18 protein-coding genes and 1 tRNA gene are annotated in these 20,534 nt (G+C 34.6%); 10 read left to right on the top strand and 9 right to left on the bottom strand.

Annotated features, from left to right (window positions below; genetic code table 11):
* Positions 1-3 precede the first annotated feature (3 nt).
* Together Spiro2_RS03185 and Spiro2_RS03180 are read right to left on the bottom strand one after the other, a co-directional pair.
* Positions 4-1,011 carry a sensor domain-containing diguanylate cyclase gene (locus tag Spiro2_RS03185; protein ID WP_338636970.1) on the bottom strand — a complete coding sequence of 336 codons (1,008 nt, stop codon included), beginning with the start codon at positions 1,009-1,011 and terminating at the stop codon, positions 4-6.
* Positions 1,012-1,019: 8 nt separating this feature from the next.
* A complete protein-coding gene (locus Spiro2_RS03180; protein WP_338636966.1) occupies positions 1,020-1,487 on the bottom strand; it encodes a hypothetical protein in 468 nt (155 codons plus the stop codon).
* Positions 1,488-1,672: 185 nt separating this feature from the next.
* Here Spiro2_RS03180 and Spiro2_RS03175 point away from each other — a divergent pair.
* The 5 genes from Spiro2_RS03175 (at position 1,673) to Spiro2_RS03155 (ending at position 6,497) form a co-directional block, all read left to right on the top strand.
* A tRNA-Leu gene (locus Spiro2_RS03175) sits at positions 1,673-1,758 on the top strand.
* 392 nt (positions 1,759-2,150) lie between these two features.
* Positions 2,151-2,300, top strand: coding sequence for a hypothetical protein (locus Spiro2_RS03170; RefSeq protein WP_338636964.1), 150 nt, complete (start codon positions 2,151-2,153; stop codon positions 2,298-2,300).
* A 207-nt stretch (positions 2,301-2,507) separates the two neighbouring features.
* Entirely contained in the window at positions 2,508-3,062 is a 555-nt protein-coding gene (infC, locus tag Spiro2_RS03165) for a translation initiation factor IF-3 (protein ID WP_338636962.1), read from the top strand.
* Positions 3,059-4,882 carry a bifunctional 2',3'-cyclic-nucleotide 2'-phosphodiesterase/3'-nucleotidase gene (locus tag Spiro2_RS03160; protein ID WP_338636960.1) on the top strand — a complete coding sequence of 608 codons (1,824 nt, stop codon included), beginning with the start codon at positions 3,059-3,061 and terminating at the stop codon, positions 4,880-4,882. The genes infC and Spiro2_RS03160 overlap by 4 nt, the downstream gene beginning before the upstream one ends.
* A gap of 136 nt (positions 4,883-5,018) precedes the next feature.
* Positions 5,019-6,497: a FecR family protein gene (locus tag Spiro2_RS03155; RefSeq protein ID WP_338636958.1), complete on the top strand. Its 1,479-nt coding sequence runs from the start codon at positions 5,019-5,021 to the stop codon at positions 6,495-6,497.
* Here the strand turns inward: Spiro2_RS03155 and Spiro2_RS03150 are convergent.
* The 7 genes from Spiro2_RS03150 to Spiro2_RS03120 all read right to left on the bottom strand — a co-directional run bounded on the left by Spiro2_RS03150 (position 6,494) and on the right by Spiro2_RS03120 (position 13,408).
* Complete coding sequence (locus Spiro2_RS03150) at positions 6,494-6,997, bottom strand: hypothetical protein (RefSeq protein ID WP_338636956.1); 504 nt, start codon at positions 6,995-6,997, stop codon at positions 6,494-6,496. The two genes, Spiro2_RS03155 and Spiro2_RS03150, sit on opposite strands and share 4 nt — an antisense overlap.
* 75 nt (positions 6,998-7,072) lie before the next feature.
* Positions 7,073-7,879: an MnmC family methyltransferase gene (locus Spiro2_RS03145; RefSeq protein WP_338636954.1), complete on the bottom strand. Its 807-nt coding sequence runs from the start codon at positions 7,877-7,879 to the stop codon at positions 7,073-7,075.
* A gap of 1 nt (position 7,880) precedes the next feature.
* Positions 7,881-8,885, bottom strand: a complete 1,005-nt coding sequence (locus tag Spiro2_RS03140; protein ID WP_338636952.1) for an ABC transporter permease subunit — start codon at positions 8,883-8,885, stop codon at positions 7,881-7,883.
* 30 nt (positions 8,886-8,915) lie between these two features.
* Positions 8,916-9,950: an ABC transporter permease gene (locus Spiro2_RS03135; protein ID WP_338636950.1), complete on the bottom strand. Its 1,035-nt coding sequence runs from the start codon at positions 9,948-9,950 to the stop codon at positions 8,916-8,918.
* A gap of 12 nt (positions 9,951-9,962) precedes the next feature.
* Entirely contained in the window at positions 9,963-11,606 is a 1,644-nt protein-coding gene (locus Spiro2_RS03130; protein ID WP_338636949.1) for an ABC transporter substrate-binding protein, read from the bottom strand.
* Positions 11,607-11,796: 190 nt separating this feature from the next.
* Complete coding sequence (locus Spiro2_RS03125; protein WP_338636947.1) at positions 11,797-12,624, bottom strand: M23 family metallopeptidase; 828 nt, start codon at positions 12,622-12,624, stop codon at positions 11,797-11,799.
* A 118-nt stretch (positions 12,625-12,742) separates the two neighbouring features.
* A complete protein-coding gene (locus tag Spiro2_RS03120) occupies positions 12,743-13,408 on the bottom strand; it encodes a hypothetical protein (RefSeq protein ID WP_338636946.1) in 666 nt (221 codons plus the stop codon).
* 117 nt (positions 13,409-13,525) lie between these two features.
* On the opposite strand from Spiro2_RS03120, the gene Spiro2_RS03115 reads away from it, so the two are divergent.
* The 5 genes from Spiro2_RS03115 to Spiro2_RS03095 are packed head-to-tail and all read left to right on the top strand — an operon-like array spanning position 13,526 to position 20,255.
* Positions 13,526-14,788, top strand: coding sequence for a TIGR04552 family protein (locus tag Spiro2_RS03115; RefSeq protein WP_338637750.1), 1,263 nt, complete (start codon positions 13,526-13,528; stop codon positions 14,786-14,788).
* A 17-nt stretch (positions 14,789-14,805) separates the two neighbouring features.
* The gene (locus Spiro2_RS03110) at positions 14,806-18,411 is read left to right on the top strand and encodes an FAD-binding and (Fe-S)-binding domain-containing protein (protein WP_338636944.1); all 3,606 of its coding nucleotides are present in this window, start codon (positions 14,806-14,808) and stop codon (positions 18,409-18,411) included.
* A gap of 41 nt (positions 18,412-18,452) precedes the next feature.
* Positions 18,453-18,980 (top strand): transcription elongation factor GreB, encoded by a 528-nt coding sequence (gene greB, locus Spiro2_RS03105; protein WP_338636943.1) that lies wholly within the window; start codon positions 18,453-18,455, stop codon positions 18,978-18,980.
* A gap of 17 nt (positions 18,981-18,997) precedes the next feature.
* Positions 18,998-19,714: a dienelactone hydrolase family protein gene (locus Spiro2_RS03100; RefSeq protein ID WP_338636942.1), complete on the top strand. Its 717-nt coding sequence runs from the start codon at positions 18,998-19,000 to the stop codon at positions 19,712-19,714.
* Positions 19,707-20,255, top strand: a complete 549-nt coding sequence (locus tag Spiro2_RS03095) for a MepB family protein (protein ID WP_338636941.1) — start codon at positions 19,707-19,709, stop codon at positions 20,253-20,255. Before Spiro2_RS03100 ends, Spiro2_RS03095 begins: the two co-directional genes overlap by 8 nt.
* The last annotated feature ends 279 nt before the right edge of the window (positions 20,256-20,534 follow it).

The following is a 20,534-nucleotide window of genomic DNA, read 5'->3' as shown; positions in this document are numbered from 1 at the left end:
TACTTAAGATCCATTTTCTGGAACTGAAGAATTTGCAATACTTGCAATATAATTTTGGAATGACATCTGACCTGAACCAAAATCTACAAATACAATATTTCGTCCATTTTCTTTGGCATGATATAAGCATTCATCAGCCCGCTTCACAGCAGTTTCTTTTGAATCATCTAAAGTTTTAATTAACGTAACACCTACACTTGTTGTAACAGGAATGCGTGTCCCATTAAAAATATATTCATTATTCTGAATCGCTTGTCGAAATTTTTCTGCTGCCGTACCCGCACCTTTTTCTGTAGTATCAAAAATTAGCACCAATAACTCTTCTCCACCATAACGACCGAGCACATCGGATCTGCGACTTTGTTGCCTGAGAATACGCGCTGTTTCAGCAAGTACAAAGTCTCCTGCTTGATGTCCGTAGGTATCATTTACAGACTTAAATTTATCGAGATCAAACATAATCACCGCAAGTTTTGGAAGAACATTATTGGTGCGACAACGCTCAAACTCTTTATCAATTTGTTCTTCAAAATATCTACGGGTATACAAACCTGTGAGAGGATCAGTAATAGACTGTATAGACTTATCTTTATACTTAGATTGTAAATTCGTTTCTGCGGTCACATCACGCATTAAAATACAAGTCCCTAGCATTTTTCCGTCAGCTTCACTATACGGATAACTGCTCATTATCAATATAAGTTCTTTTTTATTAGTAAGATTAGTTGCAGGAACTTCATCAATTCGTGTAGGCACAGAAGATTCTAAAATTTGCTCAATTGCACTTTTTTCGCTTCCAGGCAATTTGGTGCTTAACATTTCTTTTAAACTTTGAATACGTCTTACATCGATTGAACGTAATTCCATTATCTGACAAAATGCTGCGTTAAATTTTAATACTTTTTGCTCATAATTAATTAAAATAAATGCGTCCAAAAACACCCTGGTAAAATCACGATGCGCTTCAAACTTTTCTATTAGTCTTGAATCGTATACGTTTTGATTTTCCAATTAACACCTCAACGCATTAAAAACACAAAGTACTCATCTTCCAACTCTTCTGTTTGCATCCCACAATCACCATTTTCACATTTAGGAACAGGGGGATATGTTTTTGGTGGCAGAGTCGAAGTTTCAAAAAGTTTTTTTTCTTCTTTATTACATGTTTCACAAATATAATTAACATAAAAGCTAGATATCGTTGCTTTTCCTAAAAAGCTTGGAATCATATTGATTTGCATAATAATATCGGGAGGACATTCACTAAAAACAATAGAACGTCCTTCTTCAAGCGAGCGTAAAAAACTCACCCATGCCCTCACTCCTAAGGAGTTAATACTTTTAACTTGCGAGAAATTAAAGTTTATTTTTTTTTCTTCTTTGAGCTCTGCAGAAAGATTTTTAAATGATAACTCCGAGTCTTCGTTTATCACTCCAACAAGATTCACCATTTTTCCATCATCTTTTTGCACAATGGAGTATTCCATTGTTTTTCCTCCATAAATTAGAACGTAAAGGTTCTCGTAAAATTTTAGCAAGTTTTTAATGCAATAATTTTTTTTAGAAAGTTTCTTGACATTATAGGCAACGATTACTAATTAGGAGCTATGGTTGACGCTAGGTTAAGCACGCATTTGTGCTACTCACCTGTTAGACTTTCCTAATTTGCATTGCTCTTGTGGCGGAACTGGTAGACGCGCGCGACTCAAAATCGCGTTTCCTCCGGAAGTGGGAGTTCGATTCTCCCCGGGAGCACCACAATTTTATTTAACACAAAAACAATTCGCGTTTTTTCTTTTGCAGTTCAATTGTTTTTGTCGTAATTAGCCAAACTAAAACATAAAAATGGAAAATAATATTTATAAATCGTCTAATACCAATGACAAATAAGTTAAAAATGAATCATTTCTCATTTAAATGAAAACATTTGACCACAAAATAAATTTGTAAATTGAGACACAACCTCTAGCCTCTATCGTTGTCAGAACACGTCCTCAGATTGTTCAAAAAGTTTATCCTTCAGTCACTGATTCACAAGAAATTACCTTGTCAAATGAAAAAAAATAAGGCATGGTTGCAGTTTCAAAGGACGATCACTACTTTTTTAGTTCGTTCTATATATTTTTTTTAATATATTCAAGGGGTTAAACATGACTTCACCTACAGACAAAACAAATCGCTGTCGTGATGCTAAAAAAGCAAAAATGGGCAAAAAAGCAAAAAATAAGCTCCGTAGAACAGGCACAACCCCTGTTTTGTTTGCTTTGAACAAGCCAACATCAAATGAGCTCAAAAATTAATATACCGTCGCAGCTATACAATTCTAGAGAAGAAAAATTTTCATCCCTGCCTCAGAGAACAAAGAAATACAATCTCTCTCTGTAGCGTTAAGTGCTGATTTTCTTCTCTTTTTTATTTTTTATCCAAGATATGGTACATTTCAGTTGTGAATATTGCATAAACCATACTTGACCAATAACCAATTTTTAAAGGAGATTGCACACAATATGCGTCCAATGGGAAACCAACAAACTCGTAACCCTGCACAAGATGGCCCAAGAATCAACGAACGCATCAAAGCACCTGAGGTTCGTCTTATATCTGACACCGGCGAACAAGTAGGTGTATTACCCATCCGAGATGCTCTATTAAGAGCCGAAGAGTTAGGGCTAGACTTAGTTGAAGTTTCTCCTGACGCCAAACCCCCTGTGTGTAGGCTAATTGACTATGGTAAATTCAAATACCAACAAAGCAAAAAAGCGCAAGAGGCTAAAAAGAAACAGGTTGTCATAGAAGTCAAAGAAATTAACTTGACACCCAATACCGATAAACATGATATTGAAACAAAACAAAATCATATTAAAAGATGGATTGCCGAAAAAGCGCGTGTTCGTGTTGGAGTTAAATTTAGGGGTCGTGAAATGTCACACATTGATTTGGGCTACAAAGCGCTCCAAGAGCTCATGTCCGGTATCGAAGACATCGTAGTACAGGAATCTGTACCGCGAATGGAAGGACGCCGCCTTGTTGTGACGCTTCTTCCAAAAAGCGAAAAGGTATGACAACAAATCGGTGTTACCAATTGGTTATCTTGGAAACATCTGATCTTCATTGTAATATTGTACCGTACGATTATTACAATGATAAAAAATCAGAGTTTTTTGGATTAGCCAAAACTGCAACAATTATAAAAAAATTTAAAAATAATTGTACAAACACCGTTTTAGTTGACAATGGCGACCTTATCCAAGGTAACGCTCTATCCGATTTTATAAATCGTAAAGCCCCGCTTGCAGAAAATCAAATTCATCCAATAATTAAAGTTATGAACTACTTGCGGTTTGATCTTGCAACAGTCGGTAATCATGATTTTAATTATGGATTGGATTTTTTATTTAAAGTTGCAAATCAAGCGAACTTTCCTTTTATTTGTTCTAATTTATTTCACTACAATAAAAATTTAAAAAATCATCTTGGTAAAAGCCTTTTTCCTGAAAATTTTATATTAGAAAAAAAACTTGATAATGAAGAAATTGTAAAAATTGGCTTTATAGGGGTTGCTCCACCGCAAATTTTAATTTGGGACAAACACATACTGCATCACAAAGTAGCCGCCATTGATATGGTGCTGGCAACAAAACAGCAAGCCAAGCTGTTAAAAAAAATGGGCGCAGACATTGTTGTGGTACTTGCTCATAGCGGCATCTTTCCAATTAAATATGTCACGGGCTGCGAAAATGCCGTTTGTGAACTCACTAAAATAAAAGAAGTTGATGTTGTATTATCAGGACATGCACATAATGTTTTTCCTGGCGGTAAGGTTTTTAATAATCTTGAAAAATATAAAATTATTAATCAAACTGGAAAAATTAATGGCAAACCCGTTGTGATGCCTGGTGCATTGGGTAGCCATTTGGGTGTTATTCGATTAGAACTCACAAAAAAGCGTGATAAATGGAAAATTAATCAAAGCTTTGCAGAAGTGCATAACGTCAGAGATGTTGAACCAGACTCTCATTCATTAGCTTTAGTTTCTGAAGAAAATAATAAAGTGTTATCTTATATTCGGTCAGAAGTTGGTAGAAGTAGTGTGCATTTTAATTCATGGTTTTCTACTTTGCAAATTTCTTATGCATCTCAATTTATTCAAAAAACCGTGTTAGAATTTGGAAAAATTTTATTAAAAAATACAAAATGGGAAAACCTTCCAATTTTATGTGCATTTGCGCCTTTAAATACTGGCTCTCACGGAAGTTTTTATATAAATATTCCTAAAGGACCACTTGCAATCAAAGACATTTCTAACTTATACCCATACGACAATGAAATAAAAATATTACTTACAAATGGTGATCAATTAAAAACATGGCTAGAATTTGGCGCGCAAATTTTTACACAAATTGATGTTACTTCTTCAACAGAAATAAATATTTTAAGCCCACATTTTCCCGCATTTAATTTTGATTGTATTTATGGCATAACTTATGAAATAGATATTACAAAACCTTATGGAAAGCGAATTATCAATCTTTGTTACAATAAAGTACCTATTAAATCTACTCAAAAATTTTCAGTAGTAACAAACAATTATCGAGCAGCAGGTGGAGGTAACTTTCCTAATTTACACAAATTAAAATCACTTGTTGAGACAACGCAACTTTATCGAGATATTGTTATTGAAAAAGTAAAAGAACAACCAGTAATTAATGTTACTTTAGAAGAAAATTGGCGTATACATCCTATTTTATCTGGAACAAAACAAAAAATATTTTTTGAAAGCTCAAGTGATTCTATCCCCTTCCATCCTAAATTTTTAACACTACTTTCTAAAGACGAAAAATTAAAAAAAGCCAAATACCTTGTAGACATCACAAAATTTTGAGAAAAACACTCACCACAAAAAAACTAAAAATCTGAGCAAAGTTTGGTTCAAAAAATCGACTTTAGGTGAATTTTTACCGGGGAAGAAAATTGTTAAATGCTAAAATTATAAAGTAAAGATATAATTTGGAGAAAAAATGTTTAAATATAAATATTTGTTATATTTTATAATAATTTTTGCTTTATATTTTCAAACCATACGGTTTGCTTGGGCAGATGTAAACGAAGTTGGTAAAATTGAAAATATCATTGGCGAAGGAATTGTTTTTGATGGAAAAAATTATGCCTCCATTCAAAGAAACATGTTAATAAGAATTACTGATATAATTACAACTAAACAAAAATCTCTGATTAAAATTATTTTTTTTGATGGCTCAGATATTGTTTTATACGAAAACAGTGAGTTAAAAATTAAAGAATATCATATTATTAAAGAAGAAAATAACAAAAGCATAAAAAGTGTAATTGATAATATTAAAGGAAAAGTTAGATTTTTTATCAAACCAAAAGAAAATGCAAAAAATGACGTACAACTTAAAACTTCTAATGCAGTAATGGGTATTCGTGGTACAGAAGGATATATTGTCACCACAGGAGCCGAACAAACCCAATTGGTTGTCACAAAAGGAGCGGTTGAATTTAGTAACCCAAGCACACCAAATATTATACAGGTTGTGAATGAAAACGAGTGGGGACAAGTGATCGCCAACGCACCACCTCCTCCTCCAGAACCAGTGACTCCAGAACTAATTGATGCATTAGAAGTTAAATTACCAGAAGGTTTTGATACAAATTCTTTAAACGAAACTGAACAGCTATTTCCAAATACAGATGGGGGGTTACCTGTTGCCCCACCAACTATACCTTCAACTCCTGAAATCAAACCAACTCCAGAAATACAAGGAAAATCTGATATTAAAAATGAGATGCAACCTTCCTCAGACAATGCTCAAGCACAAGGAAAGACTTTTGACATTGATCCTGATCAACTGATAATAGGTCCAACGTTTGGCGTAGGTTTATTTCAATTTTTTACTATTGGAATTGAAGCAAAAATTTTTAAATTTTTAGGTTTGAGCATTAACTATGGTGGTGCTGGGGATATTCATTTCGATACATTTCCAGGACTTCTTTCTTATATAAATAGGAACTCCAATGAAAACCATATTTATGAAACTAAACTATCTATTCAACATATAAAAACGAGAGTTGTGATATATCCATTTTTTGGGGCATTTTTTGCAGGTGCAGAACTTGGTATTCGTCATATTGAAACCAATGTTCATGCAACCAATTTCTCTAGTTCAAACCCAGTAGAAATTTCTGCAAGATACAAGCTCAACACATTTTATTTTAATCCTCAATTTGGCTGGATGTGGGTATTTGATTCTGGATTTGCAATTGGCACAGAATTTGGTGCGCAAATACCACTTTCCTCAAACAATGAAAGTTTTTCGAACGTAATATTTGCACAAAACCCCGCTCAACTAAATTCAATCTTAGTGTCTTCAGCTTATAATGATTTTTTACGTGCCAATAAAGACGATATTGGCAATTATTTAAAAACAAGAACGTTACCATATTGGAATATTATTAAAATCGGCTGGTTTTTTTAACGCTTTCTTTTTTCTAAAGCAGCTTCTAGCTCAATAAGATATTTTTTCATAAATTTTTCTAAGTCAAAAAACATATAAGAAAACAGTTTTGAAATAATACTACTCGTTTTTAATGTTTCAGAAAAAATAACTTCTGTTGAATTATTATCTATAGCCTTAAAAGTACTAATTGCTACGCCACTAAAACGTGGTTCATCACTATAAACAATTTCAAATCTTTGATAAGGGACTAGAGCTTTTGTTTCGAATTTAATTGGCATTCCTTTTTTGGGCTTTTCTATCCATACTTCCCTACCTTTTTCATTAGAGATAATTTTTACATATTCAAGATCACTTCTCCAGGTAGATTGATCAATTTGTGTTATAAACTCAAAAACATCTCTTACAGGATAATTAAATTTATGAGTTAAAGTCACAGATCTTTGAGCAGGTAAGTATGCGCCTACTCCTATCAAAACAGCAATCACTAACAAAATAAGAATAAAAAACTTTTTTAACATTTTAAAGCTCCTATTTTAGTTTCATTAAATATATTAATTTTTTTTTACCAATAAAAAAATACTAAAATGCAATTTTTAAGACATCGGTAATTTATTAAATTGTCTTTCTGCAAAAATACATTCTCTTTTTTTAAAAAAACCTTGTTTTTTATGAATCACAAATCCTTGATTTTTTAGTTGCGTTTTTAAAATACCTTTAGAAGCATAAGTGGCAAATATACAATCAAACGCACTACAATTTTTTGAAAAAATATTATTAAACAAAGATTGTGTCCAAAGTTCAGGGGAAGAAATTTGGCTAAATGCATCAAAAAAAATTCCATGCGCAGGATTTTGGACGGCAGAATTTTCTGTAAATTTTGAATTAATATTAATTTTTTTCTTTAAAATTAAATCTTTAATGTTACTTTTTAAAGTTTCTTGATTAACTCCAAAATAAACACTATTACGTTGAATTATATCATTATAGCAGTATACAAACTTTTGCGGCACATATTTTTCTAAAAAGTAATTAATAAAATAATGACCTAAAAAACTCACAGCTTCAAAAGACTCTACAGAAGCCACTTGTTTTTGTTGTGATAAACAATAAGCAATGATCATCACTTCGATATAACCCAATCCAAGACCAATAGATAAAAAATGCAAAGGCAAGTCGCGCTCTATAACAGCTTTTACCACAGGAAGATAAACATAAATGGTTTCTGAAAAAGCTCCTGCTGTACTATGCATCAGTTCTGGTAAACAGGTGTCTGATTGTATTGAATTTTCAGTTAACATTTGAGGAGTATGATTTAGGCGCAAGCTAAAAGAATGATCACTCGTTAATACAAATTCTGCTGTGTACTTAGATGCCTTATCAAAATAAACATTCTCTAACAATTTAAGCACTCCTTGGATCAAACGTAGCCCGCAACGCCTGCCCAATAAGACTTATCGAAATTAATAATAAAAGAATAGTGACAACAGGCGAAATCAAAACCCAAGGAGCATTTTGAATGTTGTCACGTCCCTGTGCCATGAGCTCTCCTAAACTTGGCGTAGGTGGAGGCAATCCAAAACCCAAATAATCAAGGGCTGCTAACAAAGAAATCCCGCTTTCAATTGCAAAGGGACTTAAAGTTATAATTGGGGTTAATGCATTTGGTAAAATGTGCTTCCATAAAATACGAAAGTGACTTCCACCAAGCGCTATGGAAGCTTCGCAAAAATCGCGTCTTCGCAAAGTTAAAACATTGGCGCGAATCTGACTTGCAATCCCCATCCAACCAAAGATCAACACCAATCCTAATATGATCCAAAAAGACTGATTCTTGGTGATTGCAGTTATTAAAACAACGAGAGTTAACATTGGAATTATTGCAGCAAGCTCTTTAAATCGCTCTAATAAAAAATCAACCGACCCTACAAAATAACCTTGCACTGCGCCAATTATCGTTCCAATTGAATAAGACAGTAGCCAAAGTATTATTGCAAAACTCAGAGATATTCTTGTTCCATATAATAAACGCGCTAAAATATCACGGCCTAAATTATCGGTACCAAGCACATGCAACGAGGAAGGAGGCATTAAAATAAAAGCGGTTTGTTCTTCTGCATTCCATTGAAAAAAAGGATAAATAGAAAAAACAAAATGACCATGAGCTTTTTCTGCTTTTTCAAGCTGTTTGTAATCGACGACAAATACGTCTTGTAACTTAAAGTCGTTTGGAGTGTACTCAATAAAAGATGGAAAATATATATGTTTTTCTTTAATAAAAATTATTGGTTTATTGTTAGAAATAATCTCTGCAAATAAAGCGCAAATAAACAAAATTAAAAAAATAATCAATCCAAATTTTGTTTTTTTTTGCAAAAAAAATAATTCTAATTTTCTTTTATTTTTCATACAAATAATCCAATATATTAAATATACATATTACCTGTATTCAATTCTGGGATCAACCAACACATAAACAATATCGTTTAAAATTTGCCCTAGTAAAATTGCTATAGACTGTAAAACAACAATAGCCATAACTACATTAAAATCTCTCGCTGCTAAAGATTGCAAACTTAAAACACCAATTCCTGGTAATCCAAAAATTGGTTCAATAATAATTGAACCACCTAAAAAAGTTCCTAATACAGCACCAAAACCTACCATTAAAGGTAACAAAGCATTTCTTAATGCATGTTTATAAACGACAATATTTTCACTCAATCCTTTTGCTCGCGCAGTTCTAATGTAATCTGATCGAATAACTTCTAACATGCTATTTTTTTGAAGCATTGCAAATACAGTAAAGTTTCCAATTATTGAAGCCAAAACAGGAAGAAATAAGTGTTTGCCAACGTCTAATATTTTACCAATAAAACTTAACGTTTCATAGTTATCCGAACGCCAACCTCCCAAAGGAAACAACGCCCCAAAAGGAAGAATTCTATCTGTACAGAATAATAATAAAAAAACAACAGCAAAAACTAAAGCAGGAATACTATAGGTAACAAATAAAATAAAAGTGGCCGCTGTATCAAACTTTGAACCATCTTTTAAAGCCATCAATACCCCAAGGGGTATTGCAATTAAGTAGGTCAAAAAAAAACCAGGTATTCCAAAAGAAAGAGATATTGGTAAACGCTCAACAATTTGATCGATCGCTGGCGCACGAGTAGTTATAGAATCACCAAAATTCAATGTAAATATATTTTTTAACCAAATAAAATACCTTGTCAAAACTGGTTTATCTAAACCATATTGAACCTCTAATTCATGAGTTAATTTTTGAATATCTTGAGGACTTAATGTTGTGTTTTTTCCAGCACCACCTTCTCCTCCCAACCCACGAATACTTGCCAGTGTTTCTTGGACAGGCCCACCTGGTAAATAATTTTGAATACAAAAATAAGTTGCTGTCATTAAAAAAAACATAGGAATAATTGCAAGAAATCTTTTAATAAAATAACTTCTCATATTATTATAGTCTCACTGCATTAAATAAAACATATCAGAGGATGCTCCAGAATCATAGGATGCAATCCACCTTGACGAATGTATTCGGCTATTTAATCCTTCTAATATAAAATTTTGTTCTGCAATAAAGGTATAAGGCTGATCAGCATAAATTAACTTATTAATTTCCTGCATTATTTTATTTCTTTTTTTTGAATTAAATTCTAAGTTTGCTTTTTTTATAAGTTCATCTATTTTAGGATTATTATAACTAATAAAATTTGAACCTTCGTTTTTTTCAGAACTAGAATGCCAAATCTGATTTGGATTAGGAAAAATAGCTCCACTCCACGCTAAAATAATCGCATCAAATTTTCTTTTATCAATATTATCTAAAAACGAATTCCATTCTAATGAACGAATATTCACTTTTATTCCAGCTAATTTAAAATTTTCTTTTATAATTTGTGCAATTTTTAATCGTGCAGGATTATTTGAGTTAGTATCTATAGTAAATTCAAAAGGCACTCTTTTTCCATTAATATCTTTAAATAAAATTCCAGATCCGTTATTCAACCAACCAGCTTCTTTTAATAAAATTATAGATTTTTCTTTATTATAATTAATCATTTTATCTTTATTTCGTAATTCTGATGCAGAATTTTCTGTAAACGATCCAAATGGAGATGTACTTTGTGTAAATAAATTATAAAAAACTGTTTCGTTAATTTTTTTATAGTCAACTAAATACGAAAGCGCTGTTCTAGTTTTAACGTCATTAAACAATGGATTTTTAAAATTCCACGCAATAAAAGTGTAAGATTTTGGAGATTTATTTTTTTCTTTAAGTGCCCATAATTTTTTTTGATTTGGTTGTGTTCCAAACTTTTCTTTATCAATATCTGTAACTTTATTATGCCACTGTTCAGAAGTAAAATTAATATTATCAATATCTTGTTTTAAAAATTTTTCATACATTAAATTTAAATCAGGAATAATATGTAAAATTATTTCATCAACATTAAATCTATTTTTATATTGAGGTAAGTTTGCAGCCCACCAACCTTTATTTCTTTTTAGAGTTATTCTTTGTCCTCTCATATACCTGGACATAATATAAGCAGCATTGCCAATAGGATTCATAATACCTTTATCATTATTAAAATCTTTTGAATTTTCAAATTGTTTTTTTTGAATGGGTTGAAATAATGTCAAAAAATTTAAAGTATCAAATCGCGGCTCTTGAACTGAGAATACAAAAGAATATTTATCAATAATTTTTAAATTAACACCTTCATAATAGCTTCTTAATGCGGCGGAATGTGTTTTAGGGTTCATCAGTGTATCAAATGTAAATTTAATATCATTGGTTGTTACTGGTGTGCCGTCTTGCCATCTTGCTTCTTCATTTAACCAAAAGGTATAACTTTTTCTATCAGCAGAAATTGTATAGCTTTTTGCTAATGCAGGAATAAACTCAAGGGTTTCAGAATCTATCGAAAATAAAGACATCCAAATATATCCCTGTATTTCTACCGATGCAGAATCAGTACTTAATAGAGGATTCATTACTTTAGGATCATTAGAAATTGGGTATGATAATGATCCACCTTTAGTAGAACTGGGCATAGTATCATAAAAAGTTTTTTTTCTTATAAATTTTTCTTCTCCAGTCACCTTAGAGTAACAGGGAGAAAAAAAGAGGACATAAAACAAAAAATTAATAAAATTTTACTTCGCAACATAACTATTCTGCCTATAAAAATTAATAAAACTCATAATTATTGTAGCAAAAATTTTTAGTTTTTTACAAGAAAAATAGAAAAAAAACACGCAACATAAGGTTACATGTTTTTAAACAGTATTATTACTGATTTAAATTTTTGTCTGCTTTGTTATACGCTAGCTTATTACGATTCAAATAGTAATTAAGCTGTTGCAAAAGAGATGGGGTCTTCATACCAACTTGCATTTTTTTATCCCCAAACGGAGGAAGGAACTGCAATGGGTTATACGCCACCCCTGCAATACGAGTTTCGTAATGCAAGTTTGCGCCTGTAACTCGACCTGTTTTGCCAACATAACCAATAACTTGATCACGTCGCACAAATTGCCCTGTTTTCACTTTAATTTTGCTCATATGTGCATACAGTGTTTCATGCTCTGCGTCATGGCCAAGAATAACAGAATACCCGTAACCACGTTTGACTCCTGCAAACAACACTTGACCATCATAAGAAGAATGGATTGGCGTGCCCACGCGTGCACCAATATCAATGCCAGCGTGCATACGAGTCCGTTTACCAAGTTTTCTCATACCAAATAAACTAGTCAAATTGCCTGCCGTAGGCCAAATAATCTCTAGGCCACCAAATTTTCCATTACGTGTTTCAAGAGATACTAAACCGTTCTCAGCATTTCCTTCAAATTCTTCTTCATCAGATAACAAACTTTTGTTGTAATCAGCGCTATCAATAGCTTCGGAAAAACCAAAAAAACTTTTTTCAGCCTGTTTTTGGCGCGCCGCAAAAGCCGGATCCAGCATGACGGTTTCTTTTAATTCTGCAACAGAGCCTTTTAAAATTAAGTTTTGTTGGCTATCTTTATAAGAATTAATACAACCTGTTAGTCCAACTGTGAGAAGAACCAGAATGGAAAAGTCGAAACATTTTTTATACTTTTCCATACAAAACATTCAACTCTCTCCTGGGTTTAAATAAAACAAAAAATACAATACCCGAAAGGACTACCTCAGACAAGCTTCTTTGATTTTGAATCTAATTTTTATTTTATCGCTTCAATGAAAGCATTTTTCAAAATCCCGTCAAAATCATGACCTTTTGGACACTTTCTAGCATTTTTTCTTTGTTTGGCATTTCTAAGCGTTGCAAAATTTCTCCCTGGCTACCAACAAGCCAAACTGTAGGCACTTTAGGATTTTTTAATGCATCTAACAAATTGCGTGAAGCAAAATCATTTAAAAATAACAAATTATTTTTTTTGCGCCACTCTGTCACAGAAACCACTGTGTCATTCGAAAACAATGCAATCACTCCAATCTTTCGCAATGCAAATTGCTTGTAGTTTTTATTAAAAACTTCTGCAATTTCGCTAGAACGAGGATTCCATGACGCAATAATTGCAACATACCAAAAACGCATTGAAGTAAAATGGTGTTCCATTTCTCCTTCAACTGAAGGTTCACTACCATATGTAATTCTTGGAAATTCCATGTGACGCGGCAATGAACGAACTGGAGCCATAGGCATTTCACCGCCAACACCCGCCCCTACTCCCGGTTGCCCAGGGGTTTGTGGTGCTGCTTGAGGCGGCGGCGGAGTTGCTGCGGCAGCCGTGTCTTTCTTTTTTTCTTCTGCACTTAAAGCTACGTGACTCACCAATGCATTAAAAAATAGACACATAACAATACAAAAGGATTGAATACTTGCTGTCACAAAGAGTTTTTTTTGGCTAACCAATTCTCGCCTCCTTTCCTTTTGAATGAATTGCTGACAAATATAGAATAGCTATTCCAGGTTCATAGCGAGTGAAAACGTCTGGATTTTGTCGGTTTTGGGGGTTACTACTTGAAAGAAATGCAAGCATTGCGAGAAAAAACAAGTTATAAAGACAACAACATCCGATCACTGCAATCGTTTTGGCAAATTCCATGGCAAGAATTTGAAGTGATCCTTGGCTTTAAAAATTCTTTTTCGCAGCGAAATTTAAATTTTACATCAGAGCAACAAGCAGATAATTTTTTAAAGAACTGCGGTTTTGACTTAAACGATCCAATTCACACAAAACAATTTGAACAGTTTTTTGGAGAAGCTGTTTTTTTTATCCGCCATGTTCTCTTCACAACAGAAGAGCGCGAACAGCTCGTCTTTCCTTCACAATTACTACAAATTAAAAATCATCGAGAACTCTTAATTTTTGCCAGTTCAAATAAACCGCGCAAACGCTACTTAAGACTTTGGTGTTGTGCAATTCTAAAAGTGATGTATTCAATATCAAATTTACAGTACAGTGGAAGATTACATATAATCGATGATGCTCGCGAACAAATTTTTAAACGAATTCGTAGTAATATTTATCAAAACAGTAACGAAACATTACGCTGCACCTTTAAAAATTTAACTGTTTCGTTAAATAAAGTAGAATGGAAAGAAGCCAAAACACGAACAAGTATTATCTTAAAACTTCTTCATAAACCAGATAGTATTGTTGATGAAGTATTTGATTATCTAGGCGTTCGTTTTGTTGTGCAACACTCTAACGAAATACCATTACTGCTTAAGTTACTAATTGATGCAGATATTATCATTCCACATCAAGTTGTTTCTATACGAACACGCAATTCTTTATTAAATGTTAAACAACCTAAAAAAACTTTAAATTTTTTAAAAGAACTGCACTCATGCGGTACGTTAACAGATGCAGAATTTGGTTCTATGTGCCAAAACCTAGTGTGGTCGGGGTTTTCAAGCGAAGAGTTTCCTAAAAAAGTAAACTCTTTTTCAAGCCAACATTATCGTTCCCTTCAATTTACAGTCAGACATCTGGTTCGTACTCCCAATCCCGCATTTGTTGTATTAGAATCAATGGCAAATCAGCTTCGTCGGTATACTGCCGCATTACGCCAAGAACCCTGGATGGAAACAATTATTCCGCAATGTTTTGCTCATTATTTTCCGATTGAAATTCAAATTATGGATCAAGAAAGTTACCAACTTGCAAAATTTGGTCCTGCTTCCCACGAGCAATACAAAGCACAACAACTCAAAGCAGTTCGCGATCGTATTTTATGCAATCTGTTGTCTTTCAATGAAGAAAAACTATCAACTCAAGAATTTTAAGAAAAAAGGATCACAATATGAATTCAGCGGAACTCGACAACTGGCTTGAGCTCTCTGGACTTATGCCCCCCATGCCGCATGATGTCGCGCAAAAAATGCAACCTTTTTTAGGAACCAACACGTCAGGCAAACACACGTATCTACCAAGTTTACTCACGCGCAACGAATACTATGAACACATCTTGCCACAGCTCCAAAAAAATGTAGCTCCCGAATTGCTCACCTTTATCAATCAAAGAGTCGAAAACACATTTGAAATTCGCCACAAGCTCAAAACTTTAAAAAAACAAATTATTTCGATTGTGGGCGAAGGAAATTTTTCTGCGCTATGGCTCGACCGTGAAGCTTTTTCCGCTGATAGTATGGAGCATAGAGCCCTTGTCACAGAGGCTGTGATTCATATTTATTCTCCCAAAGCACTTCAGTCTATTGTACAATTATTGTATCAACACAAAATCCCGATGATCCCCTATGGAGAAGGCGGAGGCTATAATATGGGTGTCACACCCATGGCTTCCGCTGTCACAATTAGTGTTCGGGGCATCGATCACATTTCACAAATTCAACAAAGTCGCAGAACACCAGGAAAGTATGAAATATCTGTTGGTGCTGGTGTACCTTTTAAAGATCTTGTCGCCTACCTCAGTAAAAGAGGATACGTATTGCGCTGCGATCCCAATACGCCAAGAGCTGCAACGGGAGGGATTGCGGCAACAGGTAGCAACGGAGGGCGAAAAGCGTTTGAAGTCATTTTACACGGACGCGCAATTGCGGCTCAAGGAGCTGCGGTTTGCTTTGCCGCAGACGCAGAAGAAACCGAATGCATCAATAACGAACCATTTTTATTAGCCCGTAAATTTTTTAGCATTACGAATATTAGTCGTTTTCAAAAAACATGGCATTCCATTGAAATGGCAAAACTAAAGGTCTGCCGCACTCCCAACTCAAAAGGTATTGTTGTTCCTCTGCAAGGCATGAAAGCCGCAGCCAACATGAAAGCACAACAGGCGCTGCACAAAAATTCCAACAATAATAGCAAAGATACAATGGCCAATAGCCCTACGTTACCAATTTCTGCTTTTGTGGGCGCAGAAGGATGCACAGGATTTATTTATGAAGTGACATTTGAAATAGAAAAACCGTTACCTTGGTTACAAGGATCGCGATGGCATTTTGCAAGCGTTGAAGCGGCGATGGCAGCTACACGAGCCATTAAAACATTACCCAAAACTGAACAACCCGAGTATTTTGAATTTATTTCAGGACAAAGTATCCGCCGTTACCTTTTGCAAGATTTTCCAAACGTGTTTTCAGAAAAAGATGAAGCCGTTATTATTTTTGCAGTAGAAGGAGACTCTAAAGAGCTCTGCGAAAAACGCCACAACCTCAACGAAACAATTTTGAATCATTCTCTTAGCAAAATGGGCTTAAAACAAGAAGAGGCTATTCTTAAAGTTACAAAAACATCTCCTCTTTTACAAAGCGAAGGAATTGAAGAGTTTGAAATACTCCGTAAACCACGTGAAGAATTGCCAAAAAAATTGCGCACAAAATGCAAAACAGACATGGAAATTCGCACCGAATATCTTGGCGAAGTATTAAAAATTGTTGAACACGCCCAACCTCGAAGCACTTCTATTCAAAAACAAGATGTGCTGTTTGGTCATTTAACTCCTAATCACACAGCAATTATTCATTGGAATATAGGAGGGTTTGACCTTTATGACGAAGAACAAGCCGATATTGCGTGGGATTATTTAGAAAATGTGATTGGCAAAGCACAAAGTCTTGCACCCACTACAGACCGGCACGGCAGTGCCCGTTTTACCGGAGAACATGGCGTAGCAGGCAAAGCGCCTTTTTTATGGTTAAATTATATTCCCACAGAAGACTTTACGAGAATGTGTTCAATTAAAGACACTCTCGATCCCAATAACCTTTTTAATCCAGAAACGTTGTTTTTAAGAACAAGTCATTCTCGCGCATTGCGCGCAAGGCTTCTCAACACAAGCGCAGAATTTATCAAAAATGCGGCACAAAATATTTCTGTAACCTTAAACAACGATCTCAATTTAGAACACCTTGATCCTCAAATTCAACGATTAACCGGCGAACATTTTGCAATTGCCGAAGGACAAAAGTGTACGCGCTGCAACAGTTGTAAGGTATGCCCAGTGATTGATGCCGAACACGAGTTAGAGCGCGAACGCAAACGCAAGAGCAAATTTTCTGTACTTCCAAGTAAACGCAATATTTTAATGTTTATGGAATACATTGCGCATGCTCGTAAAACTGCCGAACAAACTCAAAATTCGTCTGCATTATTAAAAGTTATTGCCACAACATCAACCATGATGAAAGAAAGTGCTGCACTTTTATCCAAATGTTTTTACTGCCGCAGATGCGACAAAGCATGTCCTGTTGATATTGAAATGCATCCCTTAATGCGCGCCTACCATCAAATGGGCATGCTACCCTCTATGGGTTCAAAATTATGGGGCTTTGTATACGAACGCCTTATGGGCGAAGATGTATTTAAATCTATGACCTATAAAATTCTTGCCTTTATTATGATGTTGAGCGCGCCTATTCTTAAATTTATTAGAAAAATTAAATTTATCCCTGATTGGCTAAAAACGTATACTGTACCGCCCACACTTTCACTCACCCATTACGAACCCTCTGAGCACGGCATTCGTCATGACCAAAATGACAACTTTGTTGTGATTGCCGCAAACAATACGCACAACAAATATGTGGCGCACGATCAATTGGATACACAAACAGTTTACATTCGCTACCGTGGCTGCATGGACACATTTGGCAATCCACAAGCTTCAACAAGTGTAGACACATTTTTTAAAGACACATTGCATGCTCGTTTTGTTGATTTAGAAAAAAAGATGTGCTGTGGATTTCCATTTGAAGCAGATGGATTGCACGAACGCGCAAAACAAAGTCAAATTATAAGTTTGATTGAAATTGCAAAATGCATTTTTAAACTCGTAGAAGAGCACCGCGCATCAATGATTGCAATTCCCCACTTTGTGGTTTTTTCAAACTGCCCAACATGTTGCGAAGCAATTCGAGAAATGCGTGCATTGCTTAAAAATGAAAATATTTTAGAAACAGTCAGGATTCGTAGTCGTATTCCTGAAGATTTTGACATCAAACAAATAACCTTTGACGTTCAAGACACCGCAGAGATTGCTGTAAACTTAATAAATAAAATGGATGCTGCAGTGGCTATTCCATTTACTAAACCTCAGAATAAAATTTTAAAAACAGTTGGGTTAAAAGTACCTTGTCATAACACCAAAGCTGCCACAGAAGCACAAATACAACTGCTCAAGATGTACTACAAAAGTGTAGCCGCTTATGATAAATGCTGTGGTTTATCAGGCACGGGGCGACTCAAACACCCTAAAATTGGTACCAAAATTTCTGAAAAATTGTTTGAACAAATTCGTGAAGAACCAGCAGAAGCGGTTGTTAGCGGTTGCCCAAGTTGTCGCGATGGCGTCATAATGCAACGAGACATTTTGCAAGGCAAAAAAGACAAAGTTGCTAACTTTCATGTTGCAGGAATCTTTGAGCAAATTATTACTGACAAAAAAGCATAATATTCTTAATTTAAAATTGGCGACACGTTAAAGGATAATTGATGAATGCGACACGAGCACAAGTAACTTCACAAAAAACACATAATCACAACAATGCCACAGCACCCAATTTAATTACTCCTGATGGCTATAAAAAATTGCTTGATGAATTTAACGAGCTTTCTAAAAAAGAACGCCCCACTGTGGTACAAGAGGTCTCTGCGGCCGCCAAATTAGGCGATCGCTCCGAAAACGCCGAATACCAATATGGCAAAAAAAGACTGCGCGAAATCGACAGACGCTTGCGGTTTTTAGATAAACGAATTTCTGCAGCCAGAATCGTGAACCCAAAAGAACAAATTGGACACAAAATTTTATTTGGCGCAACCGTTACCTTAGAAAACGAACAAGGTAAAAAATTTGAATACCAAATTGTTGGCGAAGACGAAACCAATTTAAATTTAAAAAAAATTAGTTGGAAATCTCCGCTTGGTCATGAGCTTCTCAATAAAAGCAAAGGCGAAATTGTTGTTGTTGAAGCACCAGCAGGAACTCGTGAATACGAAATTATAGATTTTAAATTTGTTTAGTTAAGGAGAACATACAAATGAAAACAACCAACATTGATTACCGCGTCGAAGACACCACCTGCACAGGCTATTTGGTAGAACCGCAAACCCAAGGTTATAAAGTGCCAGGTATAGTGATGTACACTAACTTTTGGGGCGTGAACAAAAAGCAAAAACGCGTAGCAGAAAAACTGGCTACCATGGGCTGCTGTGTTTTGGTTGCAGACATGTATGGCAACCAACAATGTGGATCTACTTTTGACGAATCTGCAAAACTTATGAGCTCTATCACCCAAAATTTTGAAACTTATAAAAAGCGTATTATGGCTCCATATGAGCTATTAAAACGCAATCCTATTGTGAAGCACAATAAAATATTTTCAATTGGATATTGTTTTGGTGGAGCTTCGTCGTTACTTTTAGCACGCATGACAAGCGATCTGCATGGAGCCATTTCGGTGCATGGTTTATTAAATTCACAGTTACGCGCAACCCCGCAACAAAAAATGTCTAAAATGCTGGTGCTGCATGGCGCTCGCGATCCCATGGTTTCAGACGAAGACATTAAAAATTTTCATCACGAAATGAAAGCATGCCAAGCCGACTACACTTTTATTTCCTTTGGATTGAGTACTCACGCCTTTACCAACACCGATGCCGCTGGCAACGAAACAACGGCTTATAATTTTTTAGCAGACATGCGTTCTAATTATTTAATCGAACAATTTATTAAAGAAGATTTTGTGAATGCTTAATATTGACAAAAAAGATTTTCCAAAAAATAAATTTACAGATATTCCAACAGATTTAATTACTGCCATCAAAACTGTTTATAGCCCAGCACATCTAAACGTTTCAAATATCATACGTGAAGCAGAAAGTTCTGATTATGGTGCTTGCCGATTTGTAATAAGTGGGTGTCATGTTGTTTTCCGAATTGCAAAAACAACACCAACCAAAATTGGTCAATTTGTTACTTTATGGAAACGATCGGCGCCGCTAAATAAAATTGCACCCATTGATACTCAAGATGGTGTCGATTTTATTGTGATAAACGTCTCTAACAATACTAATAATGGCCAATTTATTTTTAATAAAAGCTTACTTGTCTCAAAGGGAATTATGTCATCCCATGGCAAGGGAGGAAAACGTGCCATTCGCGTTTATCCCTCTTGGGCAAAACCTGTCGCAAACGACGCAATAAAAACTCAGCAGTGGCAAGTCCCTTACTTTTTTTCAATCTCACTAGATGGCATCACAGATTCAGCAAGAATACGCAAACTCTTTGGATTGTGAAAAAATCTTGAGAAAAAAGCTCTCATTTAATTTTACCCTATAAATCGAGTGCAACGAAATTCCTCTGTTTTAATCACAAAAAAACTTAAGAAGTGGCTACGTTCAGAAAAGATGTGGTGAGCTTTTCTTGATTTTTTAAAGGTTTTTTATACGATGAAAGTCTTTTAAGACAAAAAGATATGTGTCTTAAAAAACTTAAATGATTACTTAAGTATCACTCATTGCTTAAATTTCTGTAGAAATTTGTTTCAGTAATGGCGCTCACACGTTTATAGATGA

Origin of the sequence: Spirobacillus cienkowskii (assembly GCF_037081835.1) — a bacterium.
Classification (GTDB): Bacteria; Bdellovibrionota_B; Oligoflexia; order Silvanigrellales; family Silvanigrellaceae; genus Silvanigrella; species Silvanigrella cienkowskii.
Note: the sequence above shows the minus strand (reverse complement) of the source record. Positions and strands in the feature narration are given on the sequence as shown.